Source organism: Bartonella sp. B35(2025) (genome assembly GCF_053794465.1).
Window position 1 is genome coordinate 1,459,686 of the sequence record NZ_CP200035.1, and the last position, 15,663, is coordinate 1,475,348.

Here is a 15,663-nt window from a genome sequence, read left to right on the forward strand (position 1 = left end):
TTATGATGTCCTTTTATAATAATATAATCAATTTAATAAAAATATGCCTGCGTAATATATAAAAATTGGTGATAATTTTTGCATTATTTTTTGTAGGAGCATGGTAAATTTTTATAAATGTAGTGGATTTTTACAAAATTGTGGAATGCTGATCAAAGTATGTACAGGTTAACGTATTATAAGTAGAAAAGTTAAAATGTATTTTCTCAGAAACAGAATTTTGTGTTTATTTAGAGATAAAGATATAAAAAAATGGCTTTTGCTTTGGTTAAAATAATTTGTAAGAAAATAGATTTATAAAAGTTTTTTGTTTTAAATTTTTGCTAAAAATTTGCTTTTTTGTACATTCATTTGAGAAGATTTTTGCTCAAGTTCTGATATTTTTCATTAAATTTTCGCATACCAGATGTATTTGAAAAATATATGAAAACTATAAAGTTTTTGACAATTTTGGGAGAACATCAAATATTTTAATTTATTAAAATACCAGATATTTTAGTTAAGTGCATTAGATACTATGGTTTAGGAGAATAGTCTTTTAGCTTTGGAAAATCGGAGAAAAAGATTTTGAAAATAAATAAATCTATAGACATACTAAATGTTATTATTGGAGTTCTATTTATAATATGGGAGTTCTTCTTTTTGCCTTTCGCAAATGCTGAAACAGCTGGAAGATTGCCTCTTTTCTTTGATTCACATTCACGTTTGGTACAACCTGATACAACAGGTATAACTCGTTTACGTTTTGTAACAACTTTTGATTTTCCTCCTTTTAATTTCCTTGATAAAACAGGACACCTTATAGGTTATAATATTGATTTATTGCGCGCTATTTGCTCAAAATTAAACCTAGAGAAATTCTGTGAAGTAGAAGTTGTACCTTGGGAAGAACTCGTAAATCATATCAAAAATGGTGATGCAGACATAATTATCGCTGGTTTAAAAGAAACAATCGAAACATATCAAGATCTTGCTTTTACTCGAACTTATCTTCGCTTTCCTGCTCGATTTATTGCTTCTAAACTTGTGAATCTCGGTGAGCCAATAAGTGATAGGCTTACGCATTTAAATAGCGGATTTTTACTCAAGAGTGTTCATGAAAAGCTGTTGCATAGTTATTTTCCTAAAGCAAAAAGGCAGGGATTTAAGAATAGAACAGAGCTTTATAAAGCGTTACAGGATAAAAAAATTGATCTTATTTTTGATGATGGATTTGCTTTATCTTTATGGTTAAATAGCCCAAAGTCTGGTGATTGCTGTCATTTTGTTGGGGGTACGTATTTAGCTCCACAGCTATTGGGGGAAGGAATGCGAATTGCTGTTGCGAAAGAAAATGTAAAATTAGTGGATATGCTCAATTATGCTTTGAAGGCTCTAGAAGCTGATGGCAAGCTCGTAGAGCTTTATTTGCGCTATTTTCCAGTTAGTTTTTATTGATGGATATTTTCTTTAGGTAATAGCTGTTAACCTTTCATTACCCAACCGATAGGAAATGGCTTCTGCAAGATGATGGCGTGAAAGATGGTCTGCTTCATCAAGATCAGCAATGGTGCGTGCGACTTTAAGAATACGGTGATAGGCACGTGCAGAAAAGTGCATCTTTTCGCTAACATCCCGTAAAAGTTTGGCTGAATCTTGATCAGGAACAGCAATTTGTTCGATAATTTTTGCAGGACAATCACCGTTAGTGCGGATATGATCAAGACCCAATTTAGTAAAACGTTTAGCTTGAATGGTACGGCACTGTGCAACGCGTTTTGCAACATCACAGCTTTTTTCTGATTGTTCTGGTTGCATAAGATCCATAGCTGTTAAAGCAGGGACATCAATTCGTAAATCAATTCTGTCAAGCAAGGGGCCTGAAATACGGGATTGGTAATCGATTTGACAGCGAATTCCTTTAGTACAAACATGGTTTTTTTCACCTGCCATACCACATCGACAAGGGTTCATTGCGGCAATGAGTTGAATACGAGCAGGATAGCTGATATGGTAATTAGCACGAGCAATAATACATTCTCCACTCTCTAAAGGTTGGCGAAGAGAATCGAGAACTTGTGGTGAAAATTCAGGTAATTCATCGAGAAATAAAACACCATTATGTGCAAGCGAAACCTCTCCTGGTTGTCCTTTAAGACCACCGCCGATCATTGCTGCCATAGAAGCAGAATGGTGCGGAGCACGAAAAGGGCAGTGGAGTGAAATGGTATTATGTACTGTTTCTCCTGTTATAGAGGCAATCAAAGAAACATCTAAAAGCTCATGGCTATCAAGAGGTGGTAAAATAGAAGGTAAGCATTGAGCTAACATAGATTTTCCTGAGCCAGGAGGTCCTACAAATAAGAGATTATGCCGTCCAGCTGCACAAACTTCTAATGCACGTTTAGCAGTTTGTTGTCCTTTAATTTCGGAAAGATCTGAAAGTTCAGTTTGAATTGTGTATTGGCGTGGTTGCGGACGTTTTTGAATTTGAGTGCCTCTAAAATGATTAACAAGAATGAGAAGAGTCTCAGGTGCGAGAATATTCATCTCTGCATTTACCCATGCTGCTTCAGATCCACATTGATGAGGACAAATAATCCCTTTATTGAGTGATAAAGCTGTTATTGTAGCTGGTAAAACACCATTAACGGCTGCAATAGATCCATCCAATGATAATTCACCTAAAATAATATAGTCTTGTGCTGCTTCAAGAGGAAAAAGTCCCATGGCGCGCATTAAGCCTACGGCAATTGGCAAATCGTAATGCGATCCTTCTTTAGGTAAATCAGCTGGTGCAAGATTAATGGTTACTCGTTTATTAGGCATAGAAAGACCACAGGCATGAAGAGCTGCCTGCACACGTTCACGGCTCTCTGCGATTGCTTTATCTGCCAACCCAACAATAGCCATTCCTATCTTACCAGAGGAAATCATAACCTGCACGTCAACAGGTATTGCTTCTAGACCGCGAAAAGCAACAGTTGTGACACGCGCAATCATTAGTTGATTTTCTCTCCCCTTTTACTGTAAGGAGGTAATCATATTTGCATATAAAAATCAAGAAGTGTCTATATGGTTTTTGGGATGGAGAGATCTATATTATTGTATAAATTTTGTAGTGCAATTGTAAATGGTGATTTGTATCTATATATGGGCAAAATGAATATGAAAAGAGCAAAGCCATTTATATAATACAGCAGTTTAGAGTTTTTTGAATATAAGAGTGGATGTGACATTTATATATAAGCAAAGATGTGCCATTTGATGTGGTTAAATATGTGAAATATCCAAAGCAGGTATGTTTATTCTTTTTGTTTGATGTTATTGATAAGAAAGTTATGTAGAGTGTGCTAAAGGTATCTGATTTGATGATATATCAAATGGGAGTTTTGTTAAAATCAGGAACCATGCGCAGCATATTTATAGGTTTATGCCTAGTTTTCTTTTTTCCACAGCTACTTGCTGCATTTGAGCTTTTCGGTATTCCTATTTTGGATCAAAAGAAGACAAATTCTTCTTCATATAACATTAGTGATACAGAAAAATTTTATAAAGTTGAGGTTGTTGCACCACCGGGAGCATCGTCAGAAGGTATTAAAATAGTTAAGGCAGTGTCTTCTCTTGTTTCTGATCAAAGTAAAGCATTATCTAGTTCTTCTGGTTTATTAGCTAAAGCACGCTCAGATTATCGAGCAATTCTTTCTGCTTTTTATGCTGATGGACGCTATGGTGGGATTATTAGTATTAAGATTAATGGATTAGAAGTTGCTGATTTGAGTCCTGTAACACAATTACCAGCTCGATCCAATATTGTTATTACGGTTGATGCTGGTCCACAGTATGTTTTTAAAGTAGCAAATATCAATAAAATTGCTCCATTCTCAAAATATAAAACCAATAAAATGCCCTCACTAGAAGATTTAGGTTATAAGGTTGGTGCAGTTGCTAAATCTGAGACCATTTTAAAAGCAGAAAGATGGGTGATTGAGGGATGGCGTCAACAAGGTTATGCTAAAGCTAAAATTATTAATCGTGAAGTAATTGCTGATCACGCTACGCGTCTCATTAATGCACAGATTACGGTTGATCTTGGTCAAAAAGCTTACTACGGTTCTTTAAGCGTGCGTAATGTAAGTAAAAAACCACGGGTAGATTCAGCCTATATTGCATGGATGACAGGATTGAAGTCGGGTCAGAAATATGATTCTGACGCTTTAGTTAGGGCTAGTGAACGACTTGCACGACTTGATATTTTTCGTTCTGTAAATCTACATGAAGCTGACACAATTAACCTTGATAATAGTTTACCACTTACGATTATTTTAGAAGAACGTAAACCACGGCGTTTTGGCGCTGGTGGTAGCTATTCAACATTAGATGGTGCCGGTTTTGAAACTTATTGGATACATAACAATCTTTTTGGTTATGCAGAGCGTCTTAAAATCGAGACTAAAATGAGCGGTATTGGTAGCAATAAGGAGCAACCGTATAACTTCAAGAATTTTGATTATCTTTTTGGAGGTATGTTCATAAAGCCTGGTATATTTACTCCTAATACGGATTTTAGAGCAGAACTGAAAGTACAGCAAGATGTTTTAGATAATTACACTACAAAAGCCATCAAAGGAAAATTGGGTATTACACATATCTTCAATGGTGATTTATTGGGACAGTTTGCTGTAGAAATTTCTACTAGCTATTCATATGATGCCTATTTTGGGTGTCGTAATTTTACGACAGTTGGGTTACCGAGTGGTTTGATTTACGATACTCGTGATAATAAGTTTGATGCGGCAAAAGGTTTGTATGGTGAAATTATCTTTGAACCTTTTTATGAAGTGCGTTTTAGTAATTTTTTAACAAAGATAGCTGTGGAAGGTCGTTCTTATTGGGTGTTGGACGAAAGGGATCGTTTTATTTTTGCAGCAAGAGCAAAGCTTGGTACAATTATTGGGAGTAATGTGGCTAAGGTGCCTTCAGATATACTCTTTTTTGCTGGTGGTGGTGGATCTGTTCGTGGTTACGCTTATCGCAATATTGGTGTCAAAACAGAAAATAATGCTGTTATTGGAGGGCATCTACTTGTTGAGGGTTCAGCAGAATTACGTTTTTCTTTGAACGATAAGTTAGGCTTCGTCAGTTTTATTGATGGAGGTATTGTAGAGGAAAAAGTACATTTTGATTTTTCACAAAAAATTAAATGGGGTGCTGGTATCGGAGGGCGTTATATAACAGGTCTTGGTCCTTTACGAATTGATTTAGCTTTCCCCCTTAAGCGAGAGCAGGGAGATCCTCGTGTTGGTTTTTATGTGGGTATAGGGCAAGCATTTTAATGAAAAAAACAGTATATTTATGGATCTTTTTATTTAGTTTTTTTTTCCTTCTTATGAGCGTTCTTTTTTTTGTGCAGAGAGACAATTCATCTTCTAGCAAAGCAGAAATGGATAATCATTCATGGTTTATTTCTTTCATTGAACGCAGACTTTCAGCTCCTAATTATCAGGTTCGTTTGCATAATGTGCAGGGAGCATTATCTTCTCAAATGTCAATTGATGCTATTACTGTCAGTGATAGAAAGGGTGTTTGGCTTAAAATTACCAATGCTAAAATGGATTGGAACCGCTTAATGTTGCTGAAGGGGTGTCTGGATATTGACCAGCTTTCAGCTGAACAGATTACGTTTTTACGCAAACCGCAGAGCCGTTCTCTTATTTCTTTCATTGAAGCGAAGAAATTTTCTTTACCAAAATTGCCTATAGCCATTTTTATTAATACACTTATTGCTAAGCATGTAGTATTTGAGCAAGATCTTTTGGGCTTTTCTGCTGATGTATCTTTAAAAGGATATTTAACCTTAGCTAATGGTAATTTTGAAGCTGATATAGCAGCTCATCGTTTAGATGCACCAGGTAATTTTTCTATCTTGACGAAGGTATCTAATAGCAGCCGTATGGCAAAAATTGACCTTGCTATTAGCGAGCCACAAAATGGTATTATTGCGAATATTCTTAAAATCGAAAAACGTCCTGCATTAAATCTTGCTATCAATGGCAATGGTACTTTTGATGATTTAATTGTTAAGCTTTATTTAGCAGCTGATCATCATACTGTTTTAAATGGCAGTGTTGTTCTTGCAAATATTTCAGAAGAATACACTCTTTCTACTAAGTTGGTAGGCACACTTGGTGTTTTGATGCCTTCTCAATATCGTTGCCTATTCGAATCTGATGTAACGTTGGAAGCAAAAGTTAGGATGACAAAAGAAGGTATGACACATTTTGATCATATAACTATTCAGAATAAAGCAATGAATGTCGTGGCTAATGCTGCAATAACAGCAGATGGATTTTTACGGCAGCTTTTTGTTAATGGAAAAATGGTTTTTGAGAAGGAAAAAGAATCTACCCACTTATCCATATTAGAAGCACCAATGCATATAGATAATCTTGCTTTGACCATTGACTATGGCCGCGAAGGACAAAAATTCTGGAAGGGGCAGTTTGTTGTTCATAATTTTCGCAATAAAAATGTTTATATTCGTGATGCAATTTTTGATATGGGGGGCGTAAGTGAAAATCTTGATAATGTATCTTCTCGTCATGTTGGTATCCAAGTTAAAGGAATTCTTCAGGGGACTACAAAAACTACAGGTGTATTGGTAGAAGATTTAAACCAAACGATTCATGTGCATCTAGATACAGACGTTATTTCTAGAAAACCAATTTTAATTCATAATTTTAATGTTACAGCTCAGGATTTTTCTGCTTGGTTAAAAGGAAAAATAGATCGTTTTGTTTTTAAAGGTAATCTTGGTTTAGACGCAAAAACATTAGCTCCTTTGAGTTTACTTAATGGACAATCATTTTCTGGTAGTGCAGATATAAAAGCCAGAGGAACGATTGGTTTAATTAGTGGTAGTTTTGATCTTGATGTCTTGGGTATGTCCCAAAATATGAAAATAGGTGTGAAGTCTTTTGATCATTTATTCAAAGGAAATTTTTTTCTTTCAGGTGGTATTGCTCGGAATACGACAGGATTAGTTTTGCGTCGTTTAGATTTGAAAAATAAATATGCAAGTGTAAAGGCTGATGGATATTTTTCAAGTGAGAGCGCTAAAATGGATTTATTTGCTCAAGTATCTGATCTTACTATATTGGATCCAAAGATAAATGGTGCACTTACAGTTCAAAGTACAGCTAGAGGTCACAATAATCTTATAACACTTAACACACGTGCTTACGTTGCTGAAGCATTTTTAGTGGGAAAGAAACTCCAGAACGCAACATTCATTGTTAATACACTTGTTGATAATACGTCGCCGATTGCTACCTATTTAACAGGCTCTATAAAAGGTGAAGGGACTTTTGCTCAGAAACCTTTACATTTAGCTGCTTCTTTTAGAGATTCCAACAATATTCGAGAACTTCAGGATATCAATATTAGAGGAGGAAATGCGAGGATAACTGGTAATCTTTCTCAAACACTTGAAGGTTTGATGAAAGGAACGTTACATATTGATGCTGATGATATTTCAGTGCTTGCTGCATTATTTCTTCAGGAAGGTAGTGGAAAAGTAAAAGGAGATTTTATTTTTGACAAACAAGATAACAAACAAAAAGCCAATCTTAAAGTGTATGTTGATCATTTAAGTTTTGCAAAGAATAAAATTAAAAAGTTGACAGTAGAAGCTGATATATTTGATCCTTTTGGTATGACACAATTTGAAGGCTTTATCGATGCAAAGCATATTAAAACCCCTTTTATGATGGTTAATCATTTAAATGTTGATGCTAGTTGCAATGATGGGCAAACAGTTTTTACTATTCAAACGATGTTATATAATAATATAAATGCACAGCTTGCTGGCCGTGTGATTACAGTGGGGCTTTCGGAAAGTATAAAACAAGAAATACAAATTGAAACTTTAAATGTTAAACAACCCAATTTTCATGCGACATTACTTCAACCAACTACAATTATTTTTAATAAAAATGGGGTGGCGGTAAGTGAATTAGGGATTGCAGTTAATGGAGGCAAGGTTGTACTTTCAGGCAATTTTTATGATGCTCTTAATCTGCATCTTACAATGAATGCTTTTCCTGTTGCTTTGGTAAATCTGTGGAAACCCAATCTTAAAGCTACTGGTACTTTAACAGGGCAAGTTATGATTCATGGTAGTTTAAAAGAACCTAATGTAATTTATGACATAAAAGGTGAGGGACTGACAACTGTTGCTCTGCAAGATAAAAAAATAGTGCCTCTTGTGCTTTCTTCTGCAGGTAAAACCATAGACAACATTCTTACTTTGAATGCAGATTTAACGGGAGAGGGAATACAAGCGCAAGCACAGGGAACTGTGTCTTTAGATAAAGGTAAGTTAGATTTGCATGTAAATTTACAAAATTTGCCTGCGTATCTAGCTAACAGTTTTATAGAAAAACAGGCACTTAAAGGAATGGTGACAGGTAAGATTGATATTCGTGGAATATTAAAAAATCCTTCTGTTCATTTTGATCTTTCTAGCCAAAACTTGACCGTTACAACGCATAAAGGGCTTGCATCAATAAATATGAGTGCTCGTGGTGTTTATGAAAAATCTATATTTCATATCGAGCGTATTGTTGCAAATGGACATAAAGAATTGGATCTCTCCGTAGGTGGAATTGTTTCTCTGAGCAATTCAGGAACTAAATTAAATATTAAGGGGATAATGCCTCTTGCTTTTTTTGATCCATTTTTAGCTGAACGTGGTGCATACGTAACAGGCATAGCAAAAATTGATGCTGCTCTAAATGGTACATGGTTTCAGCCACAGTTGGTTGGAAATTTTTCTGTTATTAATGGAAATTTTTTCGATTCAAAAACAAATCTAGAGTTACACAATATAGAGATTGAAAGTAAATTAGATGGCAATCGTATTCTCATAGAGAAAGCTTCTGCTTCTTCATCTGGTGGGGGATCTATTTTTGCTTCGGGTTATATTACGAATAATCTACAGACAGATTTGATTATAGATCTTGATCATGCCAATTATAATGATGGTTCTATGATTTTCACAACTTTGTCAGGTAAGATGACAATGACGGGTTATTTTTTAGGTGATCTTGTTATTGGTGGTAATATCATAGTTGAAAAAGCTGAGATTTTTGTTTCTGACCGTTTTCAAAACGCCCAGTTTCTTAATATCAAAAATAAAAATTTAACAACATCAATTCAAAAAACACTCGAACATGCAGATATTAAAAGTTACAGTCAAAATCGTGGTGTTTCTAAAGAGTTTTCATCGATTATACGGTTAAACATGAAGATTACAGCACGCAATCAATTTTTTGTGCGTGGGCGAGGTTTAGATACTGAATTGGGAGGACGCATTAACTTGACGGGTTCATTGCATGATGTCCATCCAGTTGGTGAGTTTCAGATGATTCGTGGACGTTTTGATATTCTTTCACAGCGTCTTAATTTTGACCAAGGACAAGCGAGCTTTAGTGGTAATCTTAATCCTACTGTTTATTTTGTATCCAATAAAAATAGCGGTGATATTCGTATCACTGTAACTGTAAGTGGAAATATTGATAATCTTGATATTAATTTTTCTTCACAACCTAGTTTGCCGCAGGATGAGGTTTTAGCACGTTTGACTTTTAACCGCTCTCTTAATGAGCTATCGCCATTTCAGATTGCTCAGCTTGCAGCAGTTGCTGCTGATCTTGCGGGTGCTTCTAATATATCCTTGTTGAATACTTTACGGGCTAAAATTGGTCTTGATGATCTTGATGTTATTTTTGATGAAAAGGGTAATACAGGCTTACGTATTGGACGCTATATACACAACAACATTTACTTAGGTTTTGAAGCAGGATCAGCTGGAACAACAAAAGGAACAATTAACTTGGATATTTCACGTCATCTCAAAGCTAAAGGTGCCATAGGAAATGAAAAGAATTTCAGTATTGGTTTATTTTATGAGAAATACTATTAAAAATTAATAGCTTTTAATGTGAAGTTATTTAAGATTCTTGCTTTTTAAACTGGATATTATAAAGTTTTTTATAGAAGCTATTTTCTTTTGCTAGCAATTCTTTCTGAGTACCTTGTTCAATCAATTGTCCATTTTGTATTACAACAATTTTATGGGCGCAAGCAATTGTTGAAAGGCGATGAGCAATTGTGATTGTTGTTCGTCCTTTAGTGAGATGATGAAGAGCCTCACTAATTTGTGCTTCGGTGTGTGAGTCCAATGCGCTTGTTGCTTCATCAAGAATCAAGATTTCACCATCATGCAGCATTGCTCTGGCGATGGCTAGTCGTTGTTTTTGTCCGCCTGAAAGATTATTACCATTATCACCTATTTGTGTATCATAACCATTCGGTAAATCCATAATAAAATCATGGGCATTGGCTGTTTTTGCTGCCTTGATAATATCATCATCACTAGCATCTTTTTTTCCAAGTCCTATATTATATTTGATAGTTCCTTGAAAGAGAAAAGTATCCTGTCCTACATAAGCCATAAGGTTGCGAAGAGAGCGAAATGTAGTGTAGCGGATATCTTGATTATTAATCAATATGCGTCCTTGTGTGGGATCATAAAGGCGCATAATAAGATTAATAAGAGTTGATTTACCGGAACCTGAAGGGCCTACCAATGCTGTCATTTTTCCAGATTCTATTTCTAGATTGATATCCTTCAATACCATTTTATCATCCGTATATGCGAAAGAAACATGTTCAAAACGAATGGATCCTTGTGTTTTATCTAAATCTTTAGCTTCTTCATGTTCTATAACGGTAAGGGGACGATCGAGTATTTCAAACATTGTCCGGATATTAACCAAACCAGATTCAATTTTGACACGTACATTTGCTAGTCTTTTTGCAGGTTCGTAAATTAGAAGCAAGGCTACAATAAAAGACATTAATTCACCTTGAGCGCTTAAACGTTGGCTTGCAAGATAGCCGGAAAAGCATATAATGCCCGCAATAGCGACGCCAGCAAGCGTTTCCATAATGGGGTTTGTAATGGCTTCAAGCGTTGCAATATTGTTTGCTTGTTTTTCAACATTACAAATAGCCCTATTCATTCGGGTTTTCATCAATTCTTCTAATGAAAAAGCTTTAATAACCCGAATACCAACAGTACTTTCTTGTATGATTTTGATAATTTCACTGAGTGAGAGAAGTTCTTTTTCCACAAGATTACGAATACGTTTTAAAGCCATTCTCACTCCTAAAAAAGCTAATGGACCCACTATTAAGGTAATAGTGATTAACGCAAAGTTTTGAATGAACATAACAAGCAACAGACCACTAACAGAGAGTAAATCACGTACAAAAGTTGTAATAATGGTATCAATGATATTACGAGCTGCTGTAGCATTGTGGGTTACACGGACAAGAAGATCAGATGAGGTATTATTTTGGTAAAAAGAGACTCCCTGTTCCATAAGGCGTGTGTAAATTTTGCGTTGCTGTTCAGCAACAATACTATTGCCTGCTTTACTTAGAAAATAAGTTTGAAAAAAAGTTGCAATTCCTTTGATAATAAAAATGACAGCGATGGTACTAGAAATTAAAATGATCATACTAAAATTTTGTGTATCAATGATATAATTGACAACGTCACGCATAATCCACGCACTGGCTGCAGTCGTGCAAGAAATGATGATCATTGAAAAAATAGCTGCGCTGTACCAATATACATGTTTATGAAAATTTTCTCGTAAAAGACGGATGACAAGATGTTTATCAAAAGAGGAAATTCGTTTTTTGACCATGAAACATGCTTATATTTTATCATTGTTTATATAAAATATAGGCACTCCTTATTAGAGTTATTTAACCTTTTCTATAATAAAGTGCTTTCCTATAGATAAGTCTGATGTAAATTACCATCAATTTAAAAAAGCACCATACCTATCACATACAGTGCTCTTAAATCATATTCACACGCCATTTTTGATAAGCTGCACGCTATACATTATCTCAACAAAATTACTTAGGCGCTATCACCATCATTACTTGACGGCCTTCGAATTTTGGCTCAGATTCAATCTTAGCAATGCTGCTTGTATCTTCTTTAATTCGCTGAAGAAGCTTTAACCCAAGATCTTGGTGTGCCATTTCACGACCACGAAAACGCAAGGTAATCTTTACTTTATCACCATTATCAATAAAGCGATGAATAGCCCTAAGCTTGACCTCATAATCATGGACATCAACATTTGGGCGTATCTTAATCTCTTTGATTTCGATGATTTTTTGCTTTTTGCGTGTTTCAGCTGCTTTTTTTTGAGTCTGGTATTTTAGTTTGCCCAAATCGATGATTTTACATACAGGCGGTTCTGCATTTGGTACAATTTCGACCAAATCAAGCCCAACATTTGCAGCCATGGCAAGTGCTTCTTGCGTTGTAACAATTCCCTGATGTTGTCCTTCATCATTGATAAGTTGAATACAGGGAACCCGAATATCATGATTTGAACGTGGCCCATCTTTCTGGGTAGGTGTTATTTTAAAAGGCCTGCGAATGATTTATGCTCCTTAATCTTGATTAATCTACGGTATATTAATATACAATTATACACAGAAAAACAACTAAAATTCATGTTTTTTTCATGATTTGGTTTATTACCTTTTAGTTTAATTTGAAGGATAGAATTTTTTTTCATTTGGGTGAAAATATTTTTTGGAAGGCAAATAGTGATGGATCAAAGTATTCCTTGCCAATTTTTTTCATTTGAAGGTACTGCTCTTGCGGTACGTCATCGTAAAGGTAGTGGCTCTCCCGGTTTAGTATGGCTCTCTGGTTACCGATCTAATATGCTAGGGAGTAAGGCGGTGACGATTGATATTTTTGCCCAAAAAAATGATTTGTCCTGTTTACGTTTTGATTACTCTGGTCATGGAGAATCTGGGGGAGATTTTTTTCAAGGTACGATTTCACGTTGGATTAATGAAAGTTTAGCGATTCTTGAAACTTATTGTGAAGAACCACCAATTTTAATTGGTTCTTCTATGGGTGGGTGGATTGCCTTAAAACTTGCTATGATGTTAGCACAGAAAAACAAGATGCTTGCCGGTATGGTTTTAATAGCACCAGCTCCTGATTTCACACAAACATTAGTGGAATCAGCATTGGGTTCAGCAGAATGGAAAACTTTAGAAGAAAAAGGATATATTGAATGGTCTGCAGTTGGTGATGCAGAGCCAATGCCTTTTACAAAGGGTTTGATTGAAGATGGACGAAATAACTGCATTATGAAAGGATGCATTGATGTTGGGTGTCCGATCCATATTTTGCAAGGGATGGAAGATAAAGAAATACCCTATCAGCATACATTGACTTTACTTGATCATTTACCCTTACATGATGTGACATTAACACTAGTTCGTGATGCAGATCATCGATTTTCACGTCCGCAGGATTTGAATTGTATCGAAATAGTATTAAAATCATTAATTGACCAGATTAATGCAGGATAGGGTCAGATTCATGAGTAATGAAGGCGTAAATGTATGACTATTTATGAACAGAGTTTTATTTTCTCTGATCGCACTGTACCTCTACGGATACGGGAACATAAGTATGCACGCCGTTTTATACTTCGTATTGATACAAATGGTCAGGAAATTTTTTTAACAACACCACCGGCTATAAGTTTCTATTTGATTCAGGATTTCATTGACAAGCACCGATCATGGATTGAAGAACGTCTTGCATGCATAAAGGTTTCTCCCCAAAATTTTTATCTCAAAGAAGGTGTAAAGATTCCTGTATTAGGTGTTGTGCATACCATAAAGCATAAAGAAGGACGTGGGGTGTCTAAAATTATTACAGGTGATACGGGACAAGAACCTGAGATTATTGTTTATGGTCGATTAGAATATTTACCAAGGCGTGTTGCTGATGTTTTGAAAAAACAGGCTGCGCTTACTATAACACCACTAGTGACGTATTATGCAGATAAAGTAGAGCGCAAAGTGAAATCAATTTGCTATAAAGATACCAAAAGCCGCTGGGGATCTTGTTCAAGAGATGGAAGCCTCTCTTTTTCTTGGCGCCTTGTTATGGCACCAAAAGAAATTGTTGAATATGTCGTTGCGCATGAGATAGCTCATCTTATTGAAATGAATCATGGGCCAAAATTTTGGGCTCTTTGTGAAAAATTGTGCCTTAATAGTAAAACTTATCGCTCTTGGTTGAAGGAAAATGGTTATATGCTACATGCAATTAATTTTCATTCATATGGGTTAGAGACGTGAAGAAATCTTGAATAAAGGTAATATTTTATGGAACTTTTTGTGTAGAACTTCATTATGTGTATACTTTATTACATTGTAAAGAAGTCATTGAAGCCTCAGTACGATTGTCTTCCCCTGCTTGGTTTGCTGAGTGTCTTCAATGTTTTTGCTTTATCTTTTTTATAATTCAGCTTAATAATTTTTCGATAACTCTTAATTTAAATTGGAAGTGCGCTGATGCCTGTCCTTACAGATCCCGTTCAACTTTTACAGGCACTTGTTCGTTGTCCTTCTGTTACGCCTCATGAAGCAGGTGCTTTATCAACTTTGGAAAATTTTTTAAGAAAGATGGGATTTTGTGTTGAGCGTCCCATTTTTAAGGATAAAAATACACAAGATGTTGAGAATCTTTATGCAAAAATAGGGAAAGAGGGGAGACATCTTATGTTTGCTGGTCATACTGATGTGGTGCCACCAGGTGAGCTGAAAGACTGGACATACCCTCCTTTTGCAGGTGTGATAAATCAGGGAAAATTATATGGGCGAGGTGCTGTTGATATGAAAGGTGGGATAGCATGTTTTGTTGCTGCATTAGCTCGAATCCTTGAAAGACAGCCTATTAAAGGAATAGTAAGCCTTTTGATCACTGGTGATGAAGAAGGTCCGGCTGTTAACGGTACGATAAAACTCCTAAAATGGGCAGAGCAAAGAGGTGAAAAATGGACTGCAGCTCTTGTGGGGGAACCGACAAGTGTAAAGACTGTTGGTGATGTAATCAAGATTGGCCGTCGAGGATCAATTTCTGGTATCATTACGGTTAAAGGTCGCCAAGGTCATGTTGCTTTTCCTGAGCGGACCGCCAATCCATTACCTTTAGCAAGTAAGCTTATCCAAGCGTTGACACAAACTGCTTTGGATCGAGGAACAAAGAACTTTCAACCAAGTAATCTGGAATTAACGACCATTGATACGGGTAATCCTGCAGTAAATGTTATTCCAGCACAAACAACGATCCATTTTAATATACGCTATAATGATCTTTGGACAAAAGAAACGATTATTGCAGAAATTGAAAAGCGTCTTGCTTTAGTGCAATCAAAAAATAATTGTGATCAATTACCATATTATCAACTTGAATGGCTACAAAGTTTAGGGAGTGTTTTTATAACTCAAAATGATAAACTCATTAAAATTTTATCAAATGCTATTGAAAGTGTAACAGGAAATATACCAGAATGTTCAACTTCAGGAGGTACTTCAGATGCACGATTTATTAAAGATTATTGCCCAGTGATTGAGTTTGGTTTACCAGGGCAAACTATGCATATGGTAAATGAGTGTGTGGCTCTTGATGCAATGGAAAGTCTTACTGCTATTTATGAACGGTTCATTGTTGATTTTTTCGTATAGAATAAAGAATTATATTTGATGTAATGT

9 protein-coding genes are annotated in these 15,663 nt (G+C 35.6%); 6 read left to right on the forward strand and 3 right to left on the reverse strand.

Going from position 1 to position 15,663, the window contains the following annotated elements; all coding sequences use genetic code 11:
* Positions 1 to 567 precede the first annotated feature (567 nt).
* Positions 568 to 1,437 carry a transporter substrate-binding domain-containing protein gene (locus V4P56_RS06105; RefSeq protein ID WP_455482013.1) on the forward strand — a complete coding sequence of 290 codons (870 nt, stop codon included), beginning with the start codon at positions 568 to 570 and terminating at the stop codon, positions 1,435 to 1,437.
* Between the two features lie 12 nt (positions 1,438 to 1,449).
* Here V4P56_RS06105 and V4P56_RS06110 read toward each other — a convergent pair whose 3' ends face one another.
* Entirely contained in the window at positions 1,450 to 2,982 is a 1,533-nt protein-coding gene (locus V4P56_RS06110; protein ID WP_455482014.1) for a YifB family Mg chelatase-like AAA ATPase, read from the reverse strand.
* A gap of 368 nt (positions 2,983 to 3,350) precedes the next feature.
* Here V4P56_RS06110 and V4P56_RS06115 point away from each other — a divergent pair, with 368 nt between their 5' ends.
* A complete protein-coding gene (locus V4P56_RS06115) occupies positions 3,351 to 5,315 on the forward strand; it encodes an autotransporter assembly complex protein TamA (protein ID WP_455482015.1) in 1,965 nt (654 codons plus the stop codon).
* Complete coding sequence (locus V4P56_RS06120; protein ID WP_455482016.1) at positions 5,315 to 9,964, forward strand: translocation/assembly module TamB domain-containing protein; 4,650 nt, start codon at positions 5,315 to 5,317, stop codon at positions 9,962 to 9,964. Before V4P56_RS06115 ends, V4P56_RS06120 begins: the two co-directional genes overlap by 1 nt.
* Before the next feature lie 28 nt (positions 9,965 to 9,992).
* Here V4P56_RS06120 and V4P56_RS06125 read toward each other — a convergent pair whose 3' ends face one another.
* A complete protein-coding gene (locus V4P56_RS06125) occupies positions 9,993 to 11,759 on the reverse strand; it encodes an ABC transporter ATP-binding protein (RefSeq protein WP_455482017.1) in 1,767 nt (588 codons plus the stop codon).
* 217 nt (positions 11,760 to 11,976) lie between these two features.
* Positions 11,977 to 12,495: a translation initiation factor IF-3 gene (gene infC / locus V4P56_RS06130; RefSeq protein ID WP_455482680.1), complete on the reverse strand. Its 519-nt coding sequence runs from the start codon at positions 12,493 to 12,495 to the stop codon at positions 11,977 to 11,979.
* A gap of 192 nt (positions 12,496 to 12,687) precedes the next feature.
* Here infC and V4P56_RS06135 point away from each other — a divergent pair, with 192 nt between their 5' ends.
* From V4P56_RS06135 to dapE, 3 genes are all read left to right on the forward strand, one after another.
* Complete coding sequence (locus tag V4P56_RS06135) at positions 12,688 to 13,467, forward strand: alpha/beta hydrolase (protein ID WP_455482018.1); 780 nt, start codon at positions 12,688 to 12,690, stop codon at positions 13,465 to 13,467.
* A 33-nt stretch (positions 13,468 to 13,500) separates the two neighbouring features.
* Positions 13,501 to 14,247, forward strand: coding sequence for a M48 family metallopeptidase (locus V4P56_RS06140; protein ID WP_455482019.1), 747 nt, complete (start codon positions 13,501 to 13,503; stop codon positions 14,245 to 14,247).
* 216 nt (positions 14,248 to 14,463) lie between these two features.
* Entirely contained in the window at positions 14,464 to 15,636 is a 1,173-nt protein-coding gene (gene dapE, locus V4P56_RS06145) for a succinyl-diaminopimelate desuccinylase (protein WP_455482020.1), read from the forward strand.
* Positions 15,637 to 15,663: the final 27 nt, after the last annotated feature.

Coding starts and splice junctions, on each gene's coding strand:
- dapE (WP_455482020.1), top strand. CDS start 14,464: ATGCCTGTCCTTACAGATCCCGTTCAACTTTTACAGGCACTTGTTCGT.
- V4P56_RS06120 (WP_455482016.1), top strand. CDS start 5,315: ATGAAAAAAACAGTATATTTATGGATCTTTTTATTTAGTTTTTTTTTC.
- V4P56_RS06125 (WP_455482017.1), bottom strand. CDS start 11,759: ATGGTCAAAAAACGAATTTCCTCTTTTGATAAACATCTTGTCATCCGT.
- V4P56_RS06110 (WP_455482014.1), bottom strand. CDS start 2,982: ATGATTGCGCGTGTCACAACTGTTGCTTTTCGCGGTCTAGAAGCAATA.
- V4P56_RS06135 (WP_455482018.1), top strand. CDS start 12,688: ATGGATCAAAGTATTCCTTGCCAATTTTTTTCATTTGAAGGTACTGCT.
- V4P56_RS06140 (WP_455482019.1), top strand. CDS start 13,501: ATGACTATTTATGAACAGAGTTTTATTTTCTCTGATCGCACTGTACCT.
- V4P56_RS06115 (WP_455482015.1), top strand. CDS start 3,351: ATGATATATCAAATGGGAGTTTTGTTAAAATCAGGAACCATGCGCAGC.